Raw genomic sequence first — 25,659 nt, 5'->3', positions numbered from 1 at the left:
GTTCCACCCCTTTATTTCTCTATCCAATTCAATAAATTTTCAAAATGATTATGGGCATCTTTATAGCCAAGATTATATAAATTAACGAGCTTTTCCTTATTTCTTTCTATTCCGCTTGTTGGAAGCTGTACACTTGGTTGAATGACATAAAAATTATCTTTTTGTTCTTTTTGATTCATATAAGATACGGTTTCGTTATAAAAACGATAATGCTCTATTAAATGTTCTGCGATTTTCGGATATTTTCTATATAAAATTTTAGCAAGTCCAGAGAATTTATTCCGCTGCTTCTCGTATCCTTCTGGTTTTGTCATAATAACGACGTTTTTTTGATAACCATCATGTTGTGCTTTTAAAACTGGTATAGGATCTATTATTCCTCCATCTAACAATTTCCGATTATCGTATTCTACAGCAGGTGCTATAAACGGAACAGAGCTTGATGCACGAATGATTTTTAAAATATCATTTCCATGTTCCTTTTTATTATAATAAACAGCCTGTCCTGAATTACAATCAGTCGTTCCAATTACAAACTGTTCATTAGAGTTTAGGAAAGTTTGAAAATCAAACGGGACAATTTTATTAGGAACTTCATCAAATAAAAAATCCATTCCAAATAATTCACGTTTTCGAATTAAGTTTCGATAAGATATATATCTGTGATCTGATACTAGCTCTGTATTTACTTTCTTATTTCTCCCTTGTTGGCGTGACAAATAGGTTGCTCCCATACAGGCTCCAGCAGATACACCGACTACATATGGAAAAAATAAGTCCTTTTCCATGAAATATTCGAGTACTCCTGCCGTATATAATCCTTTCATCCCGCCGCCTTCTAATACTAAACCGATATTCTTCATGCTTAATACCTCTACTTCTGTTTTCTTAATTTCATATTAGCATAAGATGTTAGGATGAGGTTGTATAATATAATTGCAATAATAACCAGAAACTACTAAAGTAATGTCATAATTTCTTAGTAAGTAACATGGTACAATGTAAGTAACTCATTCCACAGATAATAAAGGAGGAATTTTATATGGGTTTATTTAGTGGTATTTTAGGAAACGCATCAAATGCGAGTACAGAAAGCGTTGAACGTGATTTAGAAAAGATTATGCTAGATGATGAAAAAGTTGAGCATGCCTATAAATTAATTCGTGATTTAATCGTATTTACAAATCGCCGTCTTATTTTAGTAGATAAACAAGGAGTAACTGGTAAGAAAACAGAATACCATTCTATCCCTTATAAAAGCATTACACAATTTAGTATTGAAACGGCTGGGCATTTTGATTTAGATGCAGAGCTAAAAATATGGGTTTCTAGTTTGAGTGCGCCAATTACGAAAGATTTTAAAGGTGACGATAGCATTATAAGCATTCAAAAAGCGTTAGTATCATATACGACGAAATAGTCTTTTGTGCATTTTTATTCATATCTGAAATTACTAACCCGAGTATTTTGGAAGAATATGCATTGATTTTGTATATTTAATCTGAAATAACATAAAAAGGTAAAGCGTATTTCAAGTGCTTTACCTTTCTTTTTTGTAATAAATAAGTGTAGTTTTATCATTTAATTTCTTTATAACTTCTATTCTTTTATAATCCATCTTTTCATATAAAAAACAATTTCTCTCTTCTTCTAAAATAGTAGCAAGTTCCCAACTTATCGCTTCAGGAAACATTCCTTCGATTAAAGTAAGTATCTTTTGAGCAATTCCTCTTCCTTGATAGTTTGGAAGAATAAACATGGGACTAATCCAAAATCTAGATTTCTCTTCTTTATGTGATATACATATTGCTCCAACAAGATCCGAATCCACTTTTATTTTATAGTAGCCACCATCGGTATTATTAATTCTTGAAATAGTTTTTTCAACAGATTCATTTGCTGGATTTGTTTCATAGTCTTTATATTTATTTAATAAAGGCCTAAATGAGTCTATTTGCATTTGAAATATAACTTTTGCATCAATTTCTGTCGCCTTCTCTAAAGTAATCTCCATGTTACCAATTTAGTCGCTTTCTTAGTGAAGTTATATGAGCTGTATGATGACGTCCGTGCCATGCATATAGTCCAATAGCAGCAGCAAGTTTTGTTTCACCAGTTTCAGGATGATTAAATGTCTTTTCTAAATCTTCAAGTTCTAAAGAATATAGAAGGTTAACCCATCTTTTATGTAATGAATCTAGCATTACTAGTGAAACATCTACTGGTAACTTTGAATCCGGTAACTCTGCCCACTTTTCCTCTTTATACGGTTTAATAGTTGGATTCTTTTCTGTAAGTGCTAATTTAAAGCGTATGTAGCTATTCATATGACTATCCACAACGTGATGAACAACTTGACGAACCGTCCATCCACCGACGCGATATGGCGTATCTAACTGCTTCTGATCTAAATCTTTAATTGCCTTTGTTAATTCATTAGGTAAATCCTCAATTTCTTGAATCCATGTATCAATCATTTCTTCAGTTATAGGATGTTTGTATGTAAATTGGCCAATTGGATAACGTAAATCATTCATGAATAAGTCCCCCCTATTATTTTGAACATGAAGTATTTCTCCAAATATAATGTACGAAATTTACATGTTCTCCGTTTAATACTACAGAAGTTGTATCTGCTTCATTTTTATAAGAAAACCCGCTTTTTTCTAGTACAATTTGTGATGCGAGATTATTAATCGTTGTTTTAGCATGAACCTCATTAATTTCATTATTTTTCGCTACGTCTAAAATTAATTTTACAGCTGCGGTTGCAACGCCTTTTTTAGTAAACTTTTCTCCAACTCGATAACCTAATGAACTGATTCGAGTTTCCGTATCTATATCTACTAAATTTATTCGTCCTACAATTTCTTTTTCTTCATTATGAATTAGATAAAAATAAGAATTTCCATCTGCTTGTTCTATTAACAAATCGTTTAGTAGTATTTGAAAATATTCAAAATCATAATATTTTGAACCACGATTTGGTACCATTGTTTCAAAAAAAGATTTATTCGTAAGTTCAAACTTAAATAAATCCTCAGCATCACGTTTCTTTAGTTGTTCTATGTATATTTTCATAGCACTTACTCCTTCTTAATTTACTAAATGTTATACATTCTTTTTTAATCAATTATTTTCCTGCTATTTCTTTCGATTAAGTAATACAGTAAGTAGCACTTTCGGATGAAATAGATGAAATGGACTACGAATTAAATTCATCACTCGTACTAATCGAATATACACGTCAGAATCACTTGCAGATAGTCGATATATTTGTTTCGTATACCATAACTGAAATTTTTGTTTACTAGTTAACTCTCTCTTCAGCTTAGGGTGACGTGATATTTCCGTTGTTGTCATATCCCAAGGGGTTTCTATTATGTTAGCGGCCTTTTTATAAAATTGTTGCGTAAATGTTTTATCAAGTTTTGTCCTACCTTGCAGAAGTAATTGCAACTGATAAGCTTCCATAGCTGCAACTGAAACACCTTGACCGAAAACAGGATCAAAACGACATTGTGCATCCCCAATAACTAAAAATCCTTCTGGTAAATTATTTACTAGATCAAATCGCCGACGTACTTGATAAGGAATTTTGTACGTTTTAATATCCGTAATTGCGTCAGCTCTATTTAAGAAATCTGTTACATTAGGAATTAACAGGTTTTCAGCAAAATTATAAAATTCTTCATCTGTTTGTGGCGCTTTCTCATTTGCATATCCACTAAAAGTAACAAAATAACGATTATCTTCAATTGTTTGAATTAGAACACCGTAAGGGTTTTCAGGGAAACTTGGCGACATTAGAATATTACAGCAGTCTAGCTCCTCATTTTCTTTGAGTTTAAACAATCTAGTTGCGTAAAATAAATCAATTCGCACTTTCTCTTCTATTACTTCGATATTGTATGCTTGTAACCACTTTATACTTTTCGAACCAAATCCACTTGCATCAACAACAATATCTGCGTGAAATTCTTCTTTCATTCCTGTCTTCAAACATTTAGCATTTATTCCATATACTTTATTAAGTTTTTCATCTACTAGTAATTCCTCAACCGACATGTCATACTTCGTAATAACATTTGAAACTTGTTCAATTCGTTTTTGTATATGTGATTCTAACAGGGCACGGCTTTGTTGAATCATATGTATTTCACCTTTGAAAGGTTGTTTCCATAGACCAAATTGATGCCATTTTAAATCAAGAGTAAAGTTATTTACGATGCTACCTGATTTGATTAATTCGTTAGTAATATTAGGGAACAATTCCTCAAGTGCTTCTTCGCCGCCTTTTAATAACACATGCGGATGATTACTTTGTGGAACTCTTTTCCGATGACTTATTCCGTCCCATTTTTCTCCAGCCTCTAAAATGATTACTTCTTCAAAAGTATTAGATAATACCTTTGCTGCGAGTTTTCCTGCCATACTGCCACCAATAACAATCGCCTTATTAAACATATTTTCCCCCTTAATAAAAAGAGATCCTGTTGTATACAAATGAAAACAGGATCTTAAGTAATTAGCTTCTTAATTATTTTAAAACACACGAGTAAATTGCAACGTTAATATTAAAATACCTAATCCCCATACATAATACGCGAATACTTTTAATGAATGATGTTTTAAATATTGAATCATCCATGAAACTGCTATGTATCCAAAGAACGCTGCTGATAACGTTCCGACAATTAAAGATGTACCAGAAATAGATTCTGCTTTTCCTTGAAAAACATCTGCCAATTGCAAGATGATAGCTCCGACAATAGCTGGCGTTGATAATAAAAAAGAAAAATAAGCAGCTGTTTCACGGTCTAGCTTTCTCCATAATGCAGCGACGATTGTCATACCAGAACGAGAAATTGCTGGGAAAATAGCTGCCGCTTGAAATGAACCAATAATTAATGCGTCTTTATATGTAATGTCATCCATTTTTTTACGACCATTTCTTTGTTTATCTGCCATGTAAAGAAAGAAACCGGTTACTAAAAATTCCCAACCAATCGTTATACCTGTTTTTGAAATGTCTTCAAAGAAGTCTTTAAATAATAATCCAATCACAACAGCAGGTATCGTCCCTACGATAAGTAATAACATCAGCTTTGAAAATGGATTTTTAATTAAGTATATAAATTCTTTTTTGTAATAAATAAACACCGCAAGCAAAGTCCCAATATGTAGCATCGTATCTAAAAACAACCCTGCTTCATCTAATTGAAACAAATGTCTTCCTAAATAAAGATGCCCTGTACTACTTATTGGTAAAAACTCTGTTAAACCTTGAATTATACCTAAAATAAAGGCCTCTAACCAATTCATGATTGTCTCCTTTCGCATTTGCTTGTACCAATATATGAAGATTGAATTTTCGTTATGAAAAAAAGTGCATTTCTCTTTGGAATTTACGTATATCTTGTGGATATATATGTGAAATAGAATGAGGATGGTTTACATGTGGAAACATACAAAATTCGGAAATGTATTACTTTGGGCGGGACCTATCCTTGTGTTTTTCGGGTTATGTATGACAAATGTTATTTCAGATATCCCTTTCTTTGAAGGAAAACATAAAACACTTGGAATTGTACTTTTATTTATAGGTGTCTTTTGTTTCATTGCTGCTAATCATTTTAAAAAAGGAGAAAAATATGAAGAATAAAGCTAAGATGAACCAACAAATAGGTTTGATCCACTAGTTTGTTTAAGTTTGACTAACCAATACCAAATAGTAGTATTTCTTGTACAACTAAACTGCTGGTTAGTTTAATAAAAAAGACTGTCGAAGTAAAACCCCAGAAATCCAAAGGTCTCTGGGGCTTTATTATATATTTATCTCTTTTTGTTTTTTGGTTTGTTTATGTCTATAAAGGAATTTACGACCTACTAGAGAGATTAGCAATAAAATCAGTATTAGTACTAAAATTTGCATATATGATAAATCAAAATATTTAGCACCTGTAACAATTAAAAGTGTCGAAATCGTACCTTTTACTATGAAAAAAATAATAATCCATAATCCGCCTTTTTTCCAGTTCATTTTTACTTTATCCCTTCCTACGTTTAAATTCATAAAAGAATCAGTCATAGTTCTTGAAACTGACACCCTAATAAAAATCTATTACTATTATAAAATAGTAGACTTTCTTTACAAAAACCATGTTCAATTAAATGTGTCGACTTCATATTAAATAAAAATGATATTCATTGTCAATTTTATTCAACTTTTTAAATTCCGAACATGTCCATAATAGTACGATTTGAATATAAAAAACAATCCTAGCGTATTTGCTAGGATTGTTTTTTATTTGCTGTTGATTATTTGTAGAATACTTTATCAACGTTATATTTTGCTTTATATTCATTGATAATATATGTTTCGTAAATTTCTCTTTCTGTTGGATCTTCTACGATACATGCATCAATGCGGTATACTTCATCACGATAGTTTTTGATTGGTGAAACATTGTCTTCAAAATGCTTTTTAATACGTTGTCTAATTTTACGAGCTTTTCCTACGAAAAGAAGTTCGTCATTAATATTGTAAAACATAAAAATGCCGCCTTTATCTCTAGGGAACAAGTGGAAATCAATAAAACCATTAATTGGAGTAATGATTGGCTCGTCTCCTTTAATAACTTGTTTACGTTCAGTAATTGAAACATCTGCTTCAGGGATATTAATTTTAATCAAGTTCATTCACGTCCTCTTTTATTATAAAGATAAATAATAGCATAAGTATGTAAGAAAAGCTATGTTCTACAGTATATTTCATTTTATAATCCAAATATTATAGGTATATCATGCAAACTCTTTTTCCAAATCATATGATTGTTTGATTCTCCCCAGTAATCCTTTAGTACATAACTAGGCTTTCCAAACTTTTTCGTCCATATACTTTGCGTTTTTTTGTATCCACTATCTAAACAATATTCTGTTATTCCTCTACTAAGTAATGTAAGATACATCGCATTTAGTAATAAACTCCCTATACCCTTTCTTTGATACTCAGGAAGGATAAATACAGTTCCTATTTCATACAAATCCTTAAGTACACCGCTTGTACAACTATTAATCAATGTACTTGCTGGACCAATTTCAATTGTTCCAATGATTTTATCGTTATTTGTATCTATCGCTAATAAAAAGTAACGATTTTCTCCATTACTATCAAAATCATTTTTTAAATATTGCTTTTTCGAGTTAATTTCATTTTCTATGTCATCTACTAATTGTGATAACCCTTCGTCTTTATATGTATTCGTAATGACTATACGGAAAAATAAGTATAGTTCATCTATATCATTCGAATTCGGCCTTCTAATCGCAACATTAGTCATGAATTAATTCTCCAATCTATGAAAATATCCGAGAAAAGTTTAGATTGTAAATGTATTTTGTACTACACAGTAGCCTTATCATATTTACGGATTCTTTTTAAACTTGTATGGCATCACACGTATATTTGTTCAAAAATATTTTATGACATTATTAATACAATACTTTATATAATCTATTCATCATTATTTTACAAAGACCTGCATAGATCCAGCAGTATAGAAAGCTCAGTATAAATATTAATGAAATAATTTTCAAATCCATTGTTGTATGAACAGTAGGGCCGAGTACTGGAAAACGGAAAATATCGAGAACGATCATAATACCTATAAGTAGGCATATCGCCGAAAAAGAAACCACCCATATTCTCCTCTTCAATTGTAAAAAAGATATTCCTAACGCTATACCTAATAAGCCAGTAGTAAAAGGGAAAACAAATAGTTCGCTTGGTTGAATAATAAATAGAAGGAAAATAGTTAAAACATAAGAGAGTATTCCCTCACGAATAGAATAACAAATAGCAAAAAAAACCGGTAACGTCGCAAATGGACTAATGAATAATCCTATACCGGGAATTAAGTTCCCTGCTGCTTGAAACATGGTAGCCAGTGCACTCATTAAAGCTGTAATTACTAACTTATTTACAAGGGACAACTTTCTTTTATGAACAAAGTACGCATCCTGCTCTATCATCAGTTGATACCAATAACGGACAAATCGATTCATCAAAATCCCCCCTAAAGATACCTAATTCATCACTCACTATATTATTCATACACTTTTTGTTTATGTGTTACTTTCTGCTGGTTACCGATCACTATACAATAGTCGTTTATACATAGAAGTATTTTTAGGGGGACAAAAGATCGTGCATTTTGAAAAATGTAGACTGCGAGTTTATATCGTATCAAGGAACAATTTCAAAAATAGTACCTTTGTTAAAATCAGTAACTTTCATAGAACCGTAAACGCCTAAATATAATCTACTTTGATCTAAGTTTGTTCCCAAACTAACGTGATAAGCTGATTGAGACCCAAAATCATAAGTGGTTTCAATAACTTGAAAATCATTACGTTTACCGTTTATATCTGCTCTAGTATAAGCTAAAACACCTTTAACTGGAGATTGAGATTCTTCTTTCTTGGCGAGATCAGTAAACACAACGCTACCTGTTAAATTCGGGATTGCAATTCCCATATATGGCTGGACTCCTGTAAGTGCAGTTCCTCCAAATTTATCTGGTCTTGAATCTTTATGAAAATAACTAATTAGAGGCTGTATACGACTCACTGATGTTTGTATTGTTTCATCATAATAAGCCATCGTTCTCTCATCCAAAGTCGGATTTTCAGAACAGTGTTTTATAAAAGAGGTGGGCAAATCTCCTTCCCATCCTCGCCAACCAAAGTTAATAAATCCTTCTTGATTAGGAGTAGATCTCATTAAATACGTTTGAACGAGTTCGGTAACTGGGATTGGTTTATAATGAACAAACGAAAAAATAGACTCTACAATATCCTGTCCGACGTTTCCAGCATATTTTACATATTGATTATAAAACCGTTGAAATGAAATGCCTGTTATATTACGAACTCCTTTTGCAATTACTGTAAGTGTTTCTTGCATAGATAAAGGAAGTTCATTAAAGCGTGTAACTACTGGAGGATTATTTATGAATGTATTTTTACTTATATCAATTTCAATTATTTTACCCGCTATTTCTAAATCATCCTGGCTTAAATTAAATGGATCATAACCCGATCCACCATCTCCATTTGTAAAAACAAGTTTTCCAGTTTCCGGTGAAAAGTTTAAACTATTGACTCCGTTATGATTAAAAAATGGTCTTCTTATATTAAGTAATGTTCTTCGTTTTTGAGGTTGACTATATGACTGTAAAATCCATTCCTCAACTGTATCGATATGATCATATTGAGTATCTCTATTTACCCACTTTAAGTTTAAAGTTTTAGGGTCACAAGGATTCGGTTTAAATTGTTCAGAAAGCGCGCCCGGTCCTTGAGTTCCAGCTACTGAATAATGAAGATAAAATAAACCGTTTTGATGAAATTGTGGATGAAACGCTAGACCTAGCAATCCTCGTTCATCATATCCACTACTAGAAACACCTTCTTCAAATGTACCTAATTTAATAATCCTGTGACGAATATCTAAAAATGTCTTTATAGCTCCGTCTCCTATATGAAAAATCTCTCCTAATTGGGTTGCAATAAATAGTCTTTCAGTTGAATCGCCTGGGAGTATAGTTGTTTTTATCACGGTCGGTAAATTTATATTATGAACAATGGGTCGTAAACTAACTTTAACTTTTGTCAATTAACTTTACACCCCTTTTTATGCTTTTTTATAGAAGAATATGATTAGAGTAGTTCTATTAGTATCAAACAACTGATATTCCTTTTTATTACAATTTTTTATATAATATAATTATAAATAATCTAGGGGATGAACTATGACAATCGTACTACAAATCATCTTACCACTAATTTTCGCAGTGTATTTATTTACCCTCTATCGCAATGGGACGTTTGAATCAGCTTCATTTCTTTTATCAGTCATGATTGGGATTTTCGGTTTAGAGAACATTTTTCAATATGCTAGTTTAACAGATTATGCTGTTTATCCATATTGGGGCAGTTTAAAGGCTGTAATCATTATTTTATCAGTGGTGTTCTTATTCAAAAGAACCCCCACTCCATATAGTAATTAGCTAATAATAAAAAAGATTAGGATTCGCTCCTAATCTTTTTTATTATTCAATTGCTCCAGCAACATCATAATCATTTAAATCTAATTCAATTGGTTGTCCTAACGCCAGTTTAGCAAGTTCTGAACCTAAGTATGGACCAGCAGTTAAACCTGAAGCACCTAATCCGTTTGCAACGAGTATCCCTTCAAAGTTAGGAAGTGGCCCAATAACAGGTAAGAATCCTGGTGTAAATGGTCTAAATCCAACTCTCGTTTCAAGCATTGTCCCATTTTCTAATCCAGGCGCAACTGTTAACGCTTTATGGAATACTTCATTTAAACCACCAGCCGTTACACGATGATCAAAACCAGTATCATTTTCATGTGTTGCACCAATTACGACACGCCCATCGTCAAACGTTAAGATGTATTGATCATTTGGCGGCATAACAACTGGCATATTTTCTGTTGCTGTATTTTCCATTTGTAAATGAACAATTTGTCCTTTTTGGAACGTAACTAAGAAATTAATTCCTAATGGGTTCAAGACTTCGTTTGCCCATGCGCCTGCAGTTACAATAACCTTTTCTGCTAAAATTGTTTCATCGTTTACTTTAACTCCAGTAATATGATTCTCTTCACGGACTAATATGGCATCTCCTTTTATAAAAGTTGCACCATGTTTTTTCGCAGCGCTTATTAATGCGTTGCGTAATAATCTTCCATTTACTCGTGCAGCACCACTAATGTGAACAGAACTATATTCTTCCGATAATGCCGGGAATAATTTTTTCGTTTCTTCAGCTGATAAGCGAGTGATCTCACCGATTTCTGGGGCATCTTCACGTCGTTTATAAGCCCGCTCTTCCATTTGATCTAACTTTTTCTCGTCAGTATGTAAACTAATTGCACCTACACGGCTATATCCTGTATTCGTTTCACCGTCTTCTTCTAATTGCTGAATTAACGAAGAATAGTAACGTGCACCGCCTTTAACGATTTTATACCATGCTTTATTACGACGTTGTGAAAGCCATGGACAGACAATACCTGCTGCTGCATCAGTTGCTTGACCTAATTGTTGGCGATCCACGATAGTAACGTTTTCACCAGCCTTAGCAAGATGATAAGCAGTAGACGCTCCTAAAATTCCCGCTCCAACTACAATATACGATTTCATTTCAAACACCTTTTCTCTTTTGCTAATTATGTAAGAACATTCCTTAGTATAAAGGAATGAATCCTTTTTTAAATGTACTCATCACAATTAATTGTTGCATCATTGTGACTTTCCTAATCTTATTTTTTCTTTTTGCGGAATAAATCAATTGTTTTATAACCTTGTGAAAGAACCTCAATCATTTTTTCTAGACGTTTTTCACGCGTTTTTTCTTGTTTTACAGAAAAAAGATTACGTGCCCAATCTTTTTGATATCCAGGAGTTAAACTTTGATAAAATTTAAGCTCATTTGGATGATTAGTTAGCAATGCTTCAACATCTTTAATTCGATTTGCATAATCAGCAACGCATTGACTCGCAGCGGGTGTTTTCTTCTCTTTTTTCTTCTCACGCTTCAAACCTACAACAGTAAAGACGTCATCCATACTTACCATGCGCGCAAATTTAATATCGCTTTTTCCTACATATCCGTCTTCACCAACATGTAATGCTGGAAACATCTCATCACGGTGAATAAAAGTACTATAACGAGCATTTCCTTTTTTCGGATATGCAAAAAACACATAACCTTTTTCAAGTAACAACTCTTCATTTTTAATAATGAAATTTGTATGCTCTACCATCTCATCAAGCGTTTCTACAAAAATAAAAACAGCATCATGTTCTTTTGAAAATGTAGTTTCTTTACCTGTAAAAATATCATAATCACTTGGCTCATTAATAACAACCATATTTGTATACTTATTAAGTTTCAATTTATCAATTACTGACATAATAATCTTCCTTTACATCTAATATTCATTGTATATACTTTTTTATACTGTTCTAGTGTATTATATCTATTAAGAAAATCAAACTTTAAATCGTATCATTCTGTTGCAAAAAAACATAATTCTTTACTAGAAGGAGTAGTTTTATGCCGTATGTAATCCGGGATGAAGGACTAGTTTTGCAAGGAGACAATGGAAAAGAACCAGTTTTTCATACATATGAAGAAGCTGCAGAAACGTTAAAAACACTAACTATACCGCAGTTTCCGAAACATATTAGACGAAAACCATTTAAACCAAAAATAATTAAAATAGCCGATTCTGAATAAGAACCGGCTATTTTGATATTTACAACTCAATAGTAAATAAAGTATATAACAACTCTCTATATTGATTCTCTGTAATACTACGCTTCGTTTTTTGACCACAATTAATTTCAGTTATATTTGTATTTGTTAAAGAAATATGACCGAAATCCGTCAATTTGACTGCAATTGGTCCTTTATTAAAAATAGATTTCTCATCTTCTATTACTCTTCTTTGGACGTCATTTACTACTGTTTCATCAATCATACGATTATAAAAAGCATGACAAACTTTCCACTCGCCGTTAGTATCGCTTCTTTCTAAAATATAGTTTCCTTTACTCGTATCTTTTTGTCTCACTCGGTACGAGCCATTTTTAGAAGAAACAAACCCATCATTAAATGGTATTGGTGCGAGAGGTACCAACGAAGCTATACCTACATCAATTAAATATTGTGCATTATCATAATTTAAAATAATTGTTATATGTCCATCTTCAAGTGCCCAAGCGTTTATATCATTTTTATATACGGTACCTAATGCTAGTTGTACATCATAACCACAATCTTTTAAAAAATAGTAAAAAAGAGTATTTAATTCATAACATAGTCCACCGCGAGAGTTAGTTAAGATTTTCTTCTGTAAGCTTTCTTTAGAAATTATGTTTGTATTACCTGCTATAACATCTAAATTCTCAAATGGAATAGTGTGTGCAAATGCATAGAGTATTGTATTTAACGCTTCAAACGTTACGTCATTACGTTTTTCAAGGTTTAATCTTGTGAAAAGCTGATCTTGTAAACTTGTCATATACAGCACCCCTTAAAAAGTATAAGTAAAAATAGTATATGATGATTGTATATTTAATGTTGTGCTGTAACAATGTACCTTTTATTTAATTGTACCGGTACAAAAATTTTGATTCACAAGATAGTAAAATATAAGAATTAACCATTACAAATACCTTTTTTATAATCCGTGATACAAAAGGATTGCTTCTTTTTGGATCCAATCAAAAGCTATGAATACAAATTCAATAATTTTTCTATTGGCAATTTATTATTATCACTGAAATCAACAAAATATTGAAGTTGCCACATTTGGCTCTTTTTAGCTTGATTGCTGACAGGGTTATCCCATATAGGATAAATCCTCATAGCCATCTTGCCTTTTTGATTTTGTGTTCTCAAGATTTTTTCCTTAAGAAGTATCTCTATAGGGAAAATAAATTGTCCTAGTTTATTATCATCTATACAAGTAATAACTAATAAGTCAGGAGCAGCTTCATAAGAAAATGCTTGATTTTGCATATTGTCATCTTTCTCCCAAAAAGAAACAAATTGACCAATTTTATTAGGAGTAATTTTTGATTTTCTAAAACGAATGGTTTTGTTATTTAAGTGAAATATACATCCTGCATATTCTGCGTTTTGCTTTTCTTCTTTTAGATTCGTAATTATTAAATTGTTAGGTTTGTAAACTATATTGTTTAAATTTCGGATTGTATCATTAAAATTGTTCAAGAAAACTCCCCCTTTACTCATTTCTCAGTTTACCACAAACATCAGTTCTTATATGTTGTAAATAATAAGCGATATGAAAAAGAGGGAGATTTTATTGGGGTATTATTATTACTTCAATGTACTTAATTTTTCAATTGCTTGTTGTTCAGTTGCTAAGTAAAAAATATCTCTACCTTTATTACATTCATAAATAAAATCCTTTAAGCTTTTACTAGTATACATAGAGAAATCTCCAATGATAGCAAACTTTACCTTGTAGTTTATAAACTTTTGAAGAATATCACCCGCAAGACGTGTTTTTAAATCAAAGAAATCTTCACTTATTAAAGATTTATGGATGATAATATGTTTCGCATCTACCTCATATTGAACTGTTGCCATAAGATCCAGTGCAGTTTGAACATCGGATATTAGTACCTTATCATTTCTTATGACCGCAATATTTATTCCGTCAATTACCACTGTCTTTATTTCCATAGTCCCACCTCTTTATAATTTACACAGTATGAGTAAAATTTTTTTACAAAACTTCGTATTAACCATAGATTAAATTAGCCGCAGTTATTAAAATCGCCTCTATTTTTTATTGTATTTTATTACTAATACGGTCGATGAAATTAATTTTACTTGTTAAAAAAATATTGTGGCGTAACATAACTTAACAAGCTATCCAAAGTGTTAATCTCGGCATATGGTTGTATTTTGGTAGTATTCTTGATTTTCTGAGGGTTAAACCACACACCTTTTATATTTGCATTTTGAGGACCAGCAATATCCTTTTCTAAGTCATCCCCAACAAATAAAGTATTTTCCGGCTGTAAATTTAGCTTATTTAATGCTAGTTCGAATATACGTTTATCAGGTTTACTAAATCCCACTTCTTCAGAAATAATGATCGTATCAAAGTAATTGTTTAAATTCGTGTTAATTATTTTAGCCTTTTGCCTTTGAGTTGAGCCATTTGTTATAATTCCAACTTCAAAGTGCTTTTTTATATGATTTAAGAAATGAATAGTATTTTGGTCTATCGAAAAACATTTAGGGAATTTTTCATTCCAAAAATCTTGGATGTAATTGCGTGGTAATCTATACTTCGGCGGGAATTCATCAAACAATGATTCTAAAACTATCGTTTTATCACTCATGCCGTATTCCCTTTTATCGTATTCTTTGAATTTCTGTAACATATTGTTTTTAACTGTATCACTAACATCCTCATAACACTTTTCTAAAACAAATAAAAACAATTTATCTACTGCCATATCCCTATTAAGTAACGTATCATCTAAATCAAACAGCATAGCTTTATAACCCATCAAATAAATTCACAACCTTTCTATATTTCCTCGTTATCATCAAAAATAATCAAAAAAACAATTAATATCAAAGTACTCGTAATAGAACGATATTCTAAGAGTTAAATCAAAAGTCCTTTTTCTGTTTGTTAATTGATGTGAAAGTACACTATTTCGACTAAGGTAGTAGGTAAATTTTTTAATTGTAATTTCGAACTTTCAGATTAATTCAAAACTCTTTTGTGATAAGTTGTACTTAAAGATTAAATATAAAGGATGATTCGTATGCAAATTAGACCAAAGGCAAGTGAATATAACTCCTATTATGCAACGTATATTAACTTGGTATCAGACGGAAATATCATACATATTCTAGAACAACAAATAAAGGAAACGAATCTTTTATTAAAAGAGATTTCTGATAGCAAGGGGCTTTTCCGATATGCTCCTACTAAATGGAGTATAAAAGAAGTATTCGGTCATATAGCAGATACAGAACGTATTATGGCGTATCGCTTGTTATCTATTGCTCGAGGCGAGACAGCAGAACTTCCAGGCTATAACGATGATATGTATGTTCTTAAAGCTGCTTTTGATAAGCAATCTATGCAAGATCTTCTTGAGAATCTAATAGTTGTTCGCCAATCTACCGTGCATTTACTTAGAAGTTTAGATAAAGACACTTGGTTACAAAGAGGAAATGCGAACAAATCTGAAGTTACAGTTCGTGCATTAGCATACATCATCGCTGGTCATGAGCTTCATCATCTTCAAATTATAAAAGAACGTTATCTCGGTTCTAATGCATATCCAGTAAATTAATACTTAAAGAAAAAGGAAAACATCGAACTTTCTTACAAACATTCATGCATTCTTACAGTTTTGTCATTTTCTTGTTACTTTGTAAATCGGTTCACCGTCTTACCTTTTGCTATTTTCAAAAACTCTTATATTTACAATTATGGAAACCATAATTACACATAAAAAAGAGAAGAACCTTGGTGAGTTCTTCTCTTTTTGTTTATTAAATTGTAATATAATTACAGTATGTGAAATTATACTGTTTTAAATTTAAAAGCGAAGTGAAAACAACCTTCACTCCGCTTTTGGCATTTATTTAATCGGTTTCTCTGTTTTTAAAACTAATGAACTTAACGCAGGAACGTTTATCCCATAATGTATGATTATCATGTGCTTCCATATAAGTTAATACCTGCTCCGGATCTTGATAAGAAGAGGTCAATACATTATTAATTTTCTGTTTTTATAGACTTTAAACCTTATATATTTGTCGCAACTTATTAAAAATACCCAGCCTAATCATTGCTTAGTAAGTTTATTTTCACTAATACATAGTTACGTAACAAACAGTTAATATCCTTAAAAGGACATTAGCTGTTTTCACAATGTATTAATATATGGCTGTATTCGCTCCATATTTATTAGTTGCGACTCGAATATATGCGGATTTCAACTCTTTGAAATTAGAAGTCATGTTTAACTCATCTTTGCTACATTACTAAATTTGTAGAAGTTATAGGTATGAAAAAATTTTATTTTAACTCTAAATAAAAAATCTCTTTCATCGTCCTAGCAACTTAATAGAAATGTAATAATTAAAAGCATTGTTCTTTCAATTTATCATTAAATAAATGTAAAAAATGCCCCTATTCATTCATTTTTCATGCGTATGTATGTACATTTGTTAATTTATTCGATATATTATGGGTATTGAATGATTACGAAAAGTTTATAGATCGCTTTATTTAACACCTTATATTTTTATATCCGTGAAAACTACAAAATGTATGAAAATCCATTTGTCAAATGAATTTAATGCGGAAGGAGGTTTGTGGTTACTTCATTAGGGTATAATAATCAGTTTTGAACTGATAAAAATATAGGAGGCGACATAATGTTTCGTACGATTTCAAATTTCATGAGAGTAGCTGAGATAAGAAACAAAATTCTTTTTACACTAGCGATGCTAATTGTTTTTCGAATTGGCACGTTTATTCCAGTTCCTCATACTAACGCAGAGGTATTAAAAGTACAAGATCAAGCCAATGTTTTAGGTATGCTGAACGTATTTGGCGGAGGAGCACTGCAACACTTCTCGATCTTTGCTGTAGGTATTACACCATATATTACAGCTTCCATCATAGTACAATTACTACAAATGGACGTTATACCTAAATTTTCAGAATGGGCAAAGCAAGGAGAAATGGGCCGTAAGAAATCAGCTCAATTTACTCGATACTTTACAATCATTCTCGCATTCATACAATCCATTGGGATGTCTTATGGTTTTAATAATATAGCAGGTGGACAATTAATAACAGATCAAAGCTGGACTACATACTTATTTATTGCGACAGTATTAACTGCAGGTACTGCATTTTTACTTTGGTTAGGTGAACAAATCACTGCTAAAGGTGTTGGTAATGGTATTTCGATGATTATCTTCGCAGGACTTGTTGCGGCGATTCCGAATGTCGCTAATCAAATTTATTTGCAACAATTCCAAAACGCAGGCGATCAGTTATTTATGCATATCGTAAAAATGGTTTTAATTGGACTCGTAATTTTAGCGATAGTTGTAGGTGTTATTTACATCCAACAAGCGGTTCGTAAAATACCGATTCAATATGCAAAAGCTGTATCAGGAAACAATCAATATCAAGGAGCAAAAAACACTCATTTACCTCTTAAAGTAAATAGTGCTGGTGTTATTCCCGTTATCTTTGCTTCCGCATTTTTAATGACGCCGCGTACAATTGCGCAACTCTTCCCTGATTCAGGCGTATCAAAATGGATAATTACGAATTTTGATTTCGCACATCCAATTGGAATGGCGCTTTATGTTGGCCTTATCGTTGCTTTTACATATTTCTACGCATTTATTCAAGTAAACCCTGAACAGATGGCTGAGAATTTGAAAAAACAAAACGGTTATGTTCCGGGGATTCGTCCTGGTAAATCAACAGAACAATATGTAACTAAAATTTTATACAGACTAACATTTATCGGTGCAATTTTCTTAGGCGCAATTTCTATATTGCCGCTCGTATTTACAAAGGTTGCTGCATTACCACCTTCTGCACAAATTGGTGGTACAAGCTTACTTATCATCGTCGGTGTAGCACTAGAGACAATGAAGACTTTAGAAAGTCAGCTTGTGAAACGTCATTATAAAGGTTTTATAAAAAAAGCGAATTAAGTATAAAAACACAGTTGGTTATTTTTCCAACTGTGTTTTTGATTCTACTACCTCTAATTTTCCCACTAATGTACCAATGACTTTTTCCAAGTTCATTATTTTTTCTTCTAAGGCTTGAATGCGTTTATTGCTATCATCTACATCATTATATTTTAAATGATCATTAGAAACTTTGAACTGCTCCCCTAATTCGGAAGTGGTATTTTCAATAGTTGATTTTGATTTTTCATTATTATTGGTTCCATTTGTATTTGATTTTAATTCAAATTGAAGGTCATATGTATTTCCAGTTACTTCTTTGGCTATTTGCGAAATTAAATCTTTATAAGACTGTTCAACCCACTTTTGTTGGAATTCGTTTTCAAAATAAATGATCAATGAATCTTCATTTATTCTGGCTGTCGTTTCTTTGACCCATGTTTCAAATGAAGGTCTTGAAATGATTACTTGGATTTTATCTTTTATTTTATTCCAAATTGTTTTTGATTCCTCTTGTCCGGAAGTGAGTTGGTTATTTTGCATGTGATGAATCTGTGCTATAGAAGTAGCGTTTGATTCTATTTCGAACCAAATTTGATATTCATCGTTTGTAAGTTTCTGTACGGTACTTGAAATTAAACTCTTATACTCCCCTTCAAGCAAATCACGATGAAACACATCTTCACAAAAGATTATTAATTTATTATCTTCAATAATAGCATTTGTATTTCTAATCCATTTCATAAATGTTTTCTCTGCTAGTTTAGGTCTTAATGCTTTCTTTACTTCATCCCAAATATTAATTCTATCTATTGGAGTATCTTTCGCTTTAGATGGTTCGTCTATGAATACATCAAACTGAATTTCAAACGTTGTATGAAACATTTCTCTTAATGTATTAAATATTAATTCTTTATAATGTGATTCTAACCAATCACGTGCAAATTCATGAGGACAGTAAATTGTTAATATATCATCTTCTAAATAAACAGTCGTATTAGTAAGCCAAGTTTCATATGATGGTTTTGAAATTTGTGGTCGAATTTTTTCTTTTACTTCATTCCAGTTCATTTCTATAATAACTCCCCTCTTTTTACAGTTCACTTTAGCTTAATAATTTTACGGCTTTCTAGTAAATAAAGTCAATGCGTATCATTAATAAATTTCAAACAGCCCTGTAATTTACAGGGCTGTTTCTTTGTCCGATTACATTTCCTTCTCTAATAACCGTCCTTGTTTGAAATAAGTTCTGAGCGTGGAACGATTTGCTAAAAACACACCAATCAATATGAAACAAGCACCTATTCCCATTGCAGGGTTTAATGGTTCTCCTAATACAAAATAACCTGCAATAACAGCGATTAATGGTGACACATACAACCAAGTCGATGGAAATATAGGATTTATTTTTGATAAAAGCCAGTAATATAAACCGTGTTCACCGATAGATCCTATAAATATGAGATATAAAATTGGCCATTGCACATTCCAAAATGTTAATACATCTAGATTTGGCTGTTCCATTACAACAGATATAATTAACAGCAAGATTCCCCCATAAAACATATGTGAATCCCACTTTTCAGAACCCGACAGGTACTGTGATGAGTAAAGAAAGAAGGATGGAACTTGTAGAACTAGCAGAGTTATATCAATTTTTTATTTTAGAGGATGATTCTTTCGGAGAGATATAGTTTCCATTACCTCTCCTCTTTGCTGTTTATTTTAATAACACACAATTATTTCTCAAAATTTTTCGTCTTGAATGATAATAAACTTATTTTTGGGAGGTTTTATGCTACGCTACTAATTAACATTATGAGTTCCAAAACAATCTTGTGTACATCTTAGAACCTCTCAAAATTGTATTTGTAATTAAACTCAAAAGAATGGAGAGAATACTATGAGCGCAAAGTTAATCAAAATAAACGGTATTGATATATGTACAGAAAGCTTTGGTAATCCTAATAATCCTGCTATTTTATTAATTATGGGAGCTACGTGTTCCATGGTTTACTGGGATGAAGAGTTTTGTGAACGGTTGGCTAATACAGGGAAATTTGTTATTCGCTTTGATAACCGTGATGTAGGACGCTCTGTTACATACGAACCTGGAACTTCAAATTATACAGTAACAGACATGGCTGAAGATGCAACTGGGGTACTAGATGCGTATCATATTGATAGAGCACATCTATTTGGTATGTCATTAGGTGGTATGATTGCTCAAATTGCCGCTGTAAAACATCCTGAAAGAATTTTAACGTTAACTTTGTTAGCTACAAGTGTAATAGGATCTGATAACAACACTCGTGATTTACCCCCAATGGATGAAAGGATTTTAACACATCACGTAAATGGTAAAAATATAGATTGGGCAAATCAAAATGCTGTCACAGAGTATTTAGTTTCAGGATCTCGTCTATTATGTGGATCCAAACGAACATTTGATGAAAACAGGGTCTATAAACAAGTAAAACAAGAAATAGAACGAGCTAACAATCTATTAAGTATGTTTAATCACGCTTTACTTCAAGGTGATGATGCTTATGAAGGTATACTTCATTCGATAAAAACTCCTACGTTAGTAATTCATGGAACAGATGATACAGCACTCCCATTTGAACATGGTCTTGCACTGATTGATGAAATTCCAAATTCAGAATTATTAACTCTTGAGGGAGCAGGACATGAAAATCACCCTGATGACTGGGAAAACATAATTCAAGCAGTTACAAAACATACATCCAAAATGTAAATAAAATCAATAAATAGAAGGGGCACAAATTATATTGTGCCCCTTCTATTTATTGAAATGGCTTCACACAAACAAAAGCCCATCACTTTATTCGTATGTATAGTGATGAGCGTTACCTATATTTTTCTATGTCTAAAAAAACGGACAATCTAATTGATCGACAGATTCCCATGATCTTTTTTTTACGCTCTCGGTGGGTTTGTTTGCTTCTAGTGGTACGTTTTTAAAAGGATTTACTTCGATCTTTAATAAGGACGATGGCTCCACATATAATGAGAAAACATGGCTACTGGGTAAAGCTTTTGACACATCGATATCTCCCACTTGTTTAAATAGTTGCTGTGCAGCAAAGAAAAAGAAATTAGTTGGGTTTGATTGTTTATTAAGCCATGCAAGCATTTCAGGTGATACTGATTTATGAATATTGATTTTTACTCGATCACCACGTTTATATCGCCTAGATCGCATACTTCCACCAACTAACTTATCGTTAAGTTTGTAAACCCTAACTCTTTTTGCTTATGCTCTCTATATTTTGGCGAACAAGTGTAGACTAATAATCCTCGTGCATTTGTAAATAATGGATTATCTACGAAGATTACATTTTTTAATCGTCCTTTTTGTTTTAAAATCATCTTTAAACTGTTTTTAATAATTACTGCGCCCCCGCCATAAATAAATACGTATGGATCGTCTTTCATATCATCAATTTTATTTATAATATCGGTTGCGACACGAGCTGCCAAACCTAAGAGTGCTGGTTGTGATTCCTCAACTAATGATGCATTTCTCGGGTGTTTATCATTTAAATAAATTTGATTAAATTCTGTAATACTATCAATCGTCTTTGTCGGATATTTCCGGTTCCACCTTGTAATAACTTGTAGTAATGTTTCTTTCACCCCATAAGATAAGCCCTTACTTAATTGAGGTCTAAAGTTTACCCCTAACGATACAACTTCTTCTGTCGTTCCAGCACCTATATCAAAAGATAGTAACGTTTTATCTACAAAATCAATTTCAGAAACTTTGTTTTGTTCACATTCTATTTTATGCTTCACAACATTTCCTTCTTCATCATATACAATGCCCCACGTCCCAGAAGCACCTTCAGGTAGACATTTACAAAACTCGATAGAAATATTAACTGTCACATCACGTCCGTTCGGATAATGGAAAACAACCTTATGATTGCCCATATAACGTTTCGCGTTTTCCGCAGCTATTTCTTGTGTAATAAGCTGCATAGGAAGAGCGACCGATAAATCATATCGAATATTAATATGACCGGAAGTTGGGCTTTGACGCATAGCACTTACCGCTAAACCTGATAGAATTGTAATAACCATTAACTCATCTGTCGACTTATTCGATTTCTTCTCTACCTCAGTACCTTTTAATTGATCTTGAATTACTTTTTCTCCAACGATGTACCGTACATTATTTAACATTAGTGATGGAGAACTAATGGTCACATCAATGTGATTTTCTAATTCTGATAACGAAACATCGCCCTCTTCTAACAATCCTGTAGGTTCTCCTATATATAAAGAATAAATACTCGGAATAAAAATAGGATCTTGCCCTTTCACCATTAATTTCAGACCGTTATTTCCTGCATCTGCACCCGCTTTTAAAAGAATAGACATAACTACCCCCTAGTTTAATCTGACATCCCTTCCCAATATATGCGAGCCCATTCTTTTACATTCAGATGTAATGTAATTTTTTATTTATCTTTAAAACAAAATATTATATACCTTCACCATGCATGTAAAAAATATTTGACATGCAACTTTTCCAATTTTATACTATAATTGTAAAGAGTTTTTTACAACAATGGAGGTGTCATTTCTCATATGAATCGCAAAAAATTCATTTTAATAACAATCGTTTTATCATTACTTGCAGTGCTTATACATGGAGTTTATAAATACATCGCTGAAGGTGAGATTTTAGGTGGCACAATTTTCACTAGCGCTATAATAATTAGCTACCTCATCAATCAGATTACATGGGGAGATCCCCACGGTGTATCAGAAGAAAGTCAGGATGAAATGGGGCAACAAATTACATATAAAAGCTCTAAAATTGCGTATTTTACGCTCGTAGTTGTAATGTTCCTTATCTTACTCTTCTCTGAAGGATTTTCTATGGGAGCTAATTTAGATGGGGTTAAAAACTTCCCTCTTTTTATCGCACTGTGCTCTTCATTCTTTATTTATCCTATCATTGAACTCATTGTCGCGAAACAATATAAATAAAAAGAAGAGGTTTTCTGTCTATAGGAAACCTCTTCTTTTTATAGTTGCATACTCTCTACTATCGCCTTTAACTTATTCACAGTCCGCCAATTCCATACTGTAGCTGGTGTATGTAACTTCTGAAACTGGTTCATTAATTTAGAATTCCGAATGCTATTTTTGAAAGATAAATACACAACTTTTTCATGTATATAACAATCTTCAGTCTCATTTTTTTGCATAAGCAACTGATCTTTTTCTTTTTCAGAAAGTTCATTCGCTAAGAAAGCAACGTATATACTTTCTCCTTTTAGCAATGAATTAGCTTCATAAGGACACCTTTTTATAATATTTACAAATTCATCATATGTTCTTAGCATAACTGGAACATCAAAATCAAAAACGTTTTTAATTTCAGATTGTATTCGTCCCTTTAGAAAGTTTATATCTTCCTCAGATTCGAACACGATATTACCGCTTTGTATATATGTTTTTACTTGTTTTAATCCTATTGATTCAAACACTTTTTTCAGATCAGCCATTTTGATTACTTTATGTCCACCTACATTGATTCCCCTTAGCAGTGCAATATAAATTGTCATATCATTACCCCTCATCTTTAAATAGACTTAACAATTTCATTTTAGACAAATATATTTTACATCAAAAATCGTTATAATAAAAAAACTTACTACATGATTATTCAATAGCAAGTTTTTCATCTTATTATTTCATTATAGGTAAATGCATTATTATTTGTTGGCCAATTGGTCCCATTCTTCTAAAGCCTTTATCTTGGAAACCAACTTTTTCATATAAATTTTGTGCAGGAATATTCTTTTCATTTACAGCAAGTACAACTTCATTTTTTATTGGAAAATAACGTTTTACAAACTCTTGTAATAACGCCAGTGACTTTTCAGCATATCCTTTTCTTTGTTTATCGTAATTTATAGAAAAGGATGTTAAAAGTAAAGCGTCTTCATTTTCTGTGAACTCCTGTACTCTATCACCTGTTTGTAATGCAAAAAGACCAACAGGTACACCGTTATAATCTAAAATAACGATTACATTTTTTGTACGATCACTTTTTGCTTTTTCCAATAATCCCCCTGGATCTGATGTGAATTGAACTTGTTCACTTGGTAAAGTAAATGATTGTATAATTTCTTTATACGTCTCCTTATACGGAACTAATTGAATTTCCCCAGTATGTATGTTCATGATCAACTCTCCCATTTTTCAACTAATTAGCTTAAACCTTGCTGCACTTTAGAATGAACTTTCCCATCTAAAAATATAATTTCAGCAAATGAATTTGGGTCGGTTCCCTTCCAAGCAAAAATTTGTTTAATTTGTGTAGAATGTTCTACCCCTTCTTCTATAAGTAAATTCCCTTCAAAACCGATTAAATCCTTCACTTCAGCATAAGTCATTCCTTCATCTATTTTCGAGAAATGATTTATATTGATAGATTCTTTCTTCTGACTTTCCATCACAGTAGAAGAAGTTGCTGTTTGCTGTTTCACTTCTTTCGTCTGTTCACACGCTGTCATACTGAAACTGAGGCATAAACTACATAATATACATGCGCTTTTTTTCATCATAACAGTTGTCCCTCCTATACATAATTAAACCATATATTTCCTTATAAATAAACTGAATATTTAATGATATGATAAAATAAGCCTCGCACAATGTAGTACGAGGCTCATTTTACTTATTCAAGTGATTATTTGATTGGTCATCCTGTTCTTTTCTTAGTTCTTGTTCTTCATCTTTTGGTAATTGCTTGTCATTATCTTTAATTGGATTCGTTTCTCGATTTTCAATCATATCATTTGGAACTTGCGGCATTACTCGGCCAACAATTGCTGCTAATTCTTCTAGTATACCTTCTCCCGTGTTACCTTTTTTGATTTGTTTTCCAATTTCCTTAAGACGTTCGTACGTATCAATATCCGCTACAACTACTGCGTTTGCACCATCAGGATCATTTTTTAAACTTTCTGCAACAGAGTATTTAATTGATTCTACACGAGTTCTATCTAGTTTTGCTTTTACATCAATACCGACAACAGCATATTTGCCAACTACTACTGCTGTTGCATCATTTACTCCAGGTACACTTGCAGCTAAAGATGCTAAATGGTCCGCTGCTTTTTCATTTGGCTTATTTGATTTGTTCGTATAATTAACATTTTTTGTTGAAACATTTTTTTGTTCTGGCTTTTCGTTTGGATTGTCTTTTTTGCCAATGCTGCATCCAGTTATAATAAAGCAAAGCATCAACATATATATTAGGATTTTCATTATTTTCACCACTTTACTATT

Annotated in this window: 31 protein-coding genes and 3 pseudogenes; 9 read left to right on the top strand and 25 right to left on the bottom strand. The window is 32.0% G+C overall.

The features are described 5' to 3' along the window. Positions 1–11: 11 nt before the first annotated feature. Positions 12–863 carry a patatin-like phospholipase family protein gene (locus COC96_RS07035; protein ID WP_098266559.1) on the bottom strand — a complete coding sequence of 284 codons (852 nt, stop codon included), beginning with the start codon at positions 861–863 and terminating at the stop codon, positions 12–14. 179 nt (positions 864–1,042) lie between these two features. Between COC96_RS07035 and COC96_RS07030 the strand changes: the two genes are divergently transcribed. Next, positions 1,043–1,420: a PH domain-containing protein gene (locus COC96_RS07030; protein ID WP_098266558.1), complete on the top strand. Its 378-nt coding sequence runs from the start codon at positions 1,043–1,045 to the stop codon at positions 1,418–1,420. A 120-nt stretch (positions 1,421–1,540) separates the two neighbouring features. On the opposite strand, the pseudogene COC96_RS07025 reads toward COC96_RS07030, so the two are convergent. The 5 genes and pseudogenes from COC96_RS07025 to COC96_RS07005 form a co-directional block, all read right to left on the bottom strand. Further along, positions 1,541–2,014, bottom strand: a pseudogene (locus tag COC96_RS07025) (GNAT family N-acetyltransferase); the annotation flags it as partial. 1 nt (position 2,015) lies between these two features. Continuing rightward, entirely contained in the window at positions 2,016–2,537 is a 522-nt protein-coding gene (locus COC96_RS07020; protein WP_097903614.1) for a YfiT family bacillithiol transferase, read from the bottom strand. Between the two features lie 16 nt (positions 2,538–2,553). Then, positions 2,554–3,081, bottom strand: a complete 528-nt coding sequence (locus tag COC96_RS07015; protein ID WP_098266556.1) for a GNAT family N-acetyltransferase — start codon at positions 3,079–3,081, stop codon at positions 2,554–2,556. 63 nt (positions 3,082–3,144) lie between these two features. Beyond that, entirely contained in the window at positions 3,145–4,467 is a 1,323-nt protein-coding gene (locus COC96_RS07010; protein ID WP_098768571.1) for an NAD(P)/FAD-dependent oxidoreductase, read from the bottom strand. Positions 4,468–4,545: 78 nt separating this feature from the next. Continuing rightward, positions 4,546–5,325 (bottom strand): undecaprenyl-diphosphate phosphatase, encoded by a 780-nt coding sequence (locus tag COC96_RS07005; protein WP_098266554.1) that lies wholly within the window; start codon positions 5,323–5,325, stop codon positions 4,546–4,548. Between the two features lie 133 nt (positions 5,326–5,458). Between COC96_RS07005 and COC96_RS07000 the strand changes: the two genes are divergently transcribed. Continuing rightward, positions 5,459–5,665 carry a hypothetical protein gene (locus tag COC96_RS07000; protein WP_098266553.1) on the top strand — a complete coding sequence of 69 codons (207 nt, stop codon included), beginning with the start codon at positions 5,459–5,461 and terminating at the stop codon, positions 5,663–5,665. A 162-nt stretch (positions 5,666–5,827) separates the two neighbouring features. Here COC96_RS07000 and COC96_RS06995 read toward each other — a convergent pair whose 3' ends face one another. From COC96_RS06995 to COC96_RS06975, 5 genes are all read right to left on the bottom strand, one after another. Next, the gene (locus tag COC96_RS06995) at positions 5,828–6,043 is read right to left on the bottom strand and encodes a hypothetical protein (RefSeq protein ID WP_097903850.1); all 216 of its coding nucleotides are present in this window, start codon (positions 6,041–6,043) and stop codon (positions 5,828–5,830) included. 278 nt (positions 6,044–6,321) lie between these two features. Further along, complete coding sequence (locus COC96_RS06990) at positions 6,322–6,702, bottom strand: nucleotide excision repair endonuclease (RefSeq protein WP_097903618.1); 381 nt, start codon at positions 6,700–6,702, stop codon at positions 6,322–6,324. A gap of 77 nt (positions 6,703–6,779) precedes the next feature. After that, positions 6,780–7,343: a GNAT family N-acetyltransferase gene (locus COC96_RS06985; protein WP_098768570.1), complete on the bottom strand. Its 564-nt coding sequence runs from the start codon at positions 7,341–7,343 to the stop codon at positions 6,780–6,782. A gap of 151 nt (positions 7,344–7,494) precedes the next feature. Continuing rightward, complete coding sequence (locus COC96_RS06980; RefSeq protein ID WP_098768569.1) at positions 7,495–8,067, bottom strand: hypothetical protein; 573 nt, start codon at positions 8,065–8,067, stop codon at positions 7,495–7,497. 181 nt (positions 8,068–8,248) lie between these two features. Next, positions 8,249–9,679: a PQQ-dependent sugar dehydrogenase gene (locus tag COC96_RS06975; protein WP_098768568.1), complete on the bottom strand. Its 1,431-nt coding sequence runs from the start codon at positions 9,677–9,679 to the stop codon at positions 8,249–8,251. Positions 9,680–9,815: 136 nt separating this feature from the next. Here COC96_RS06975 and COC96_RS06970 point away from each other — a divergent pair, with 136 nt between their 5' ends. After that, the gene (locus COC96_RS06970) at positions 9,816–10,073 is read left to right on the top strand and encodes a hypothetical protein (RefSeq protein ID WP_098768567.1); all 258 of its coding nucleotides are present in this window, start codon (positions 9,816–9,818) and stop codon (positions 10,071–10,073) included. A 42-nt stretch (positions 10,074–10,115) separates the two neighbouring features. Here COC96_RS06970 and COC96_RS06965 read toward each other — a convergent pair whose 3' ends face one another. Together COC96_RS06965 and COC96_RS06960 are read right to left on the bottom strand one after the other, a co-directional pair. Then, the gene (locus COC96_RS06965; RefSeq protein ID WP_098768597.1) at positions 10,116–11,231 is read right to left on the bottom strand and encodes an NAD(P)/FAD-dependent oxidoreductase; all 1,116 of its coding nucleotides are present in this window, start codon (positions 11,229–11,231) and stop codon (positions 10,116–10,118) included. A gap of 119 nt (positions 11,232–11,350) precedes the next feature. Beyond that, positions 11,351–12,004, bottom strand: coding sequence for a YdeI/OmpD-associated family protein (locus COC96_RS06960; protein ID WP_098768566.1), 654 nt, complete (start codon positions 12,002–12,004; stop codon positions 11,351–11,353). A 143-nt stretch (positions 12,005–12,147) separates the two neighbouring features. On the opposite strand from COC96_RS06960, the gene COC96_RS06955 reads away from it, so the two are divergent. Beyond that, the gene (locus COC96_RS06955; protein WP_002032339.1) at positions 12,148–12,330 is read left to right on the top strand and encodes a hypothetical protein; all 183 of its coding nucleotides are present in this window, start codon (positions 12,148–12,150) and stop codon (positions 12,328–12,330) included. Between the two features lie 19 nt (positions 12,331–12,349). Here COC96_RS06955 and COC96_RS06950 read toward each other — a convergent pair whose 3' ends face one another. The 4 genes from COC96_RS06950 to COC96_RS06935 all read right to left on the bottom strand — a co-directional run bounded on the left by COC96_RS06950 (position 12,350) and on the right by COC96_RS06935 (position 15,146). After that, positions 12,350–13,117 carry an arylamine N-acetyltransferase family protein gene (locus COC96_RS06950; protein ID WP_098266547.1) on the bottom strand — a complete coding sequence of 256 codons (768 nt, stop codon included), beginning with the start codon at positions 13,115–13,117 and terminating at the stop codon, positions 12,350–12,352. Between the two features lie 209 nt (positions 13,118–13,326). Then, the gene (locus tag COC96_RS06945; RefSeq protein ID WP_098266546.1) at positions 13,327–13,851 is read right to left on the bottom strand and encodes a MepB family protein; all 525 of its coding nucleotides are present in this window, start codon (positions 13,849–13,851) and stop codon (positions 13,327–13,329) included. 87 nt (positions 13,852–13,938) lie between these two features. Beyond that, positions 13,939–14,307 carry a DUF4180 domain-containing protein gene (locus COC96_RS06940; protein ID WP_098266545.1) on the bottom strand — a complete coding sequence of 123 codons (369 nt, stop codon included), beginning with the start codon at positions 14,305–14,307 and terminating at the stop codon, positions 13,939–13,941. A 146-nt stretch (positions 14,308–14,453) separates the two neighbouring features. Beyond that, positions 14,454–15,146 carry an HAD family hydrolase gene (locus COC96_RS06935; RefSeq protein ID WP_141536149.1) on the bottom strand — a complete coding sequence of 231 codons (693 nt, stop codon included), beginning with the start codon at positions 15,144–15,146 and terminating at the stop codon, positions 14,454–14,456. Positions 15,147–15,410: 264 nt separating this feature from the next. On the opposite strand from COC96_RS06935, the gene COC96_RS06930 reads away from it, so the two are divergent. Together COC96_RS06930 and secY are read left to right on the top strand one after the other, a co-directional pair. Next, entirely contained in the window at positions 15,411–15,947 is a 537-nt protein-coding gene (locus COC96_RS06930; RefSeq protein ID WP_141536148.1) for a DinB family protein, read from the top strand. Positions 15,948–17,040: 1,093 nt separating this feature from the next. Beyond that, on the top strand, positions 17,041–18,345 hold the full coding sequence (secY, locus tag COC96_RS06925; protein WP_088229307.1) for a preprotein translocase subunit SecY: 1,305 nt from the start codon (positions 17,041–17,043) through the stop codon (positions 18,343–18,345). Positions 18,346–18,363: 18 nt separating this feature from the next. Here the strand turns inward: secY and COC96_RS06920 are convergent, their stop codons facing one another. Then, positions 18,364–19,401 (bottom strand): DnaA N-terminal domain-containing protein, encoded by a 1,038-nt coding sequence (locus COC96_RS06920; RefSeq protein ID WP_098768596.1) that lies wholly within the window; start codon positions 19,399–19,401, stop codon positions 18,364–18,366. A gap of 129 nt (positions 19,402–19,530) precedes the next feature. Then, a pseudogene (locus tag COC96_RS06915) lies at positions 19,531–19,890 on the bottom strand (EamA family transporter); the annotation flags it as partial. Here COC96_RS06915 and COC96_RS28460 point away from each other — a divergent pair. Beyond that, positions 19,878–20,015: pseudogene (locus COC96_RS28460) on the top strand (PLP-dependent aminotransferase family protein); the annotation flags it as partial. The pseudogenes COC96_RS06915 and COC96_RS28460 overlap by 13 nt on opposite strands. Positions 20,016–20,227: 212 nt before the next feature. After that, complete coding sequence (locus COC96_RS06910; RefSeq protein WP_098768565.1) at positions 20,228–21,082, top strand: alpha/beta fold hydrolase; 855 nt, start codon at positions 20,228–20,230, stop codon at positions 21,080–21,082. 132 nt (positions 21,083–21,214) lie between these two features. Here COC96_RS06910 and COC96_RS06905 read toward each other — a convergent pair whose 3' ends face one another. Further along, positions 21,215–21,550, bottom strand: a complete 336-nt coding sequence (locus COC96_RS06905; RefSeq protein WP_098266539.1) for a hypothetical protein — start codon at positions 21,548–21,550, stop codon at positions 21,215–21,217. An 11-nt stretch (positions 21,551–21,561) separates the two neighbouring features. Beyond that, complete coding sequence (locus COC96_RS06900) at positions 21,562–22,731, bottom strand: ParM/StbA family protein (RefSeq protein ID WP_098266538.1); 1,170 nt, start codon at positions 22,729–22,731, stop codon at positions 21,562–21,564. Between the two features lie 210 nt (positions 22,732–22,941). Between COC96_RS06900 and COC96_RS06895 the strand changes: the two genes are divergently transcribed. Beyond that, complete coding sequence (locus COC96_RS06895) at positions 22,942–23,346, top strand: hypothetical protein (protein WP_098266537.1); 405 nt, start codon at positions 22,942–22,944, stop codon at positions 23,344–23,346. Positions 23,347–23,384: 38 nt separating this feature from the next. Here COC96_RS06895 and COC96_RS06890 read toward each other — a convergent pair whose 3' ends face one another. The 4 genes from COC96_RS06890 to COC96_RS06875 all read right to left on the bottom strand — a co-directional run bounded on the left by COC96_RS06890 (position 23,385) and on the right by COC96_RS06875 (position 25,638). After that, entirely contained in the window at positions 23,385–23,927 is a 543-nt protein-coding gene (locus COC96_RS06890; RefSeq protein WP_098768564.1) for a DUF1697 domain-containing protein, read from the bottom strand. Between the two features lie 124 nt (positions 23,928–24,051). Next, the gene (locus COC96_RS06885; RefSeq protein ID WP_098768563.1) at positions 24,052–24,549 is read right to left on the bottom strand and encodes a GNAT family N-acetyltransferase; all 498 of its coding nucleotides are present in this window, start codon (positions 24,547–24,549) and stop codon (positions 24,052–24,054) included. 26 nt (positions 24,550–24,575) lie between these two features. Beyond that, positions 24,576–24,932, bottom strand: a complete 357-nt coding sequence (locus tag COC96_RS06880) for a hypothetical protein (RefSeq protein ID WP_098768562.1) — start codon at positions 24,930–24,932, stop codon at positions 24,576–24,578. A gap of 109 nt (positions 24,933–25,041) precedes the next feature. Next, positions 25,042–25,638, bottom strand: coding sequence for a YhcN/YlaJ family sporulation lipoprotein (locus COC96_RS06875; RefSeq protein WP_088229301.1), 597 nt, complete (start codon positions 25,636–25,638; stop codon positions 25,042–25,044). Positions 25,639–25,659 lie beyond the last annotated feature (21 nt).

Source organism: Bacillus cereus, assembly GCF_002577405.1.
Taxonomy (GTDB): Bacteria; Bacillota; Bacilli; order Bacillales; family Bacillaceae_G; genus Bacillus_A; species Bacillus_A cereus_AU.
Note: the sequence above shows the minus strand (reverse complement) of the source record. Positions and strands in the feature narration are given on the sequence as shown.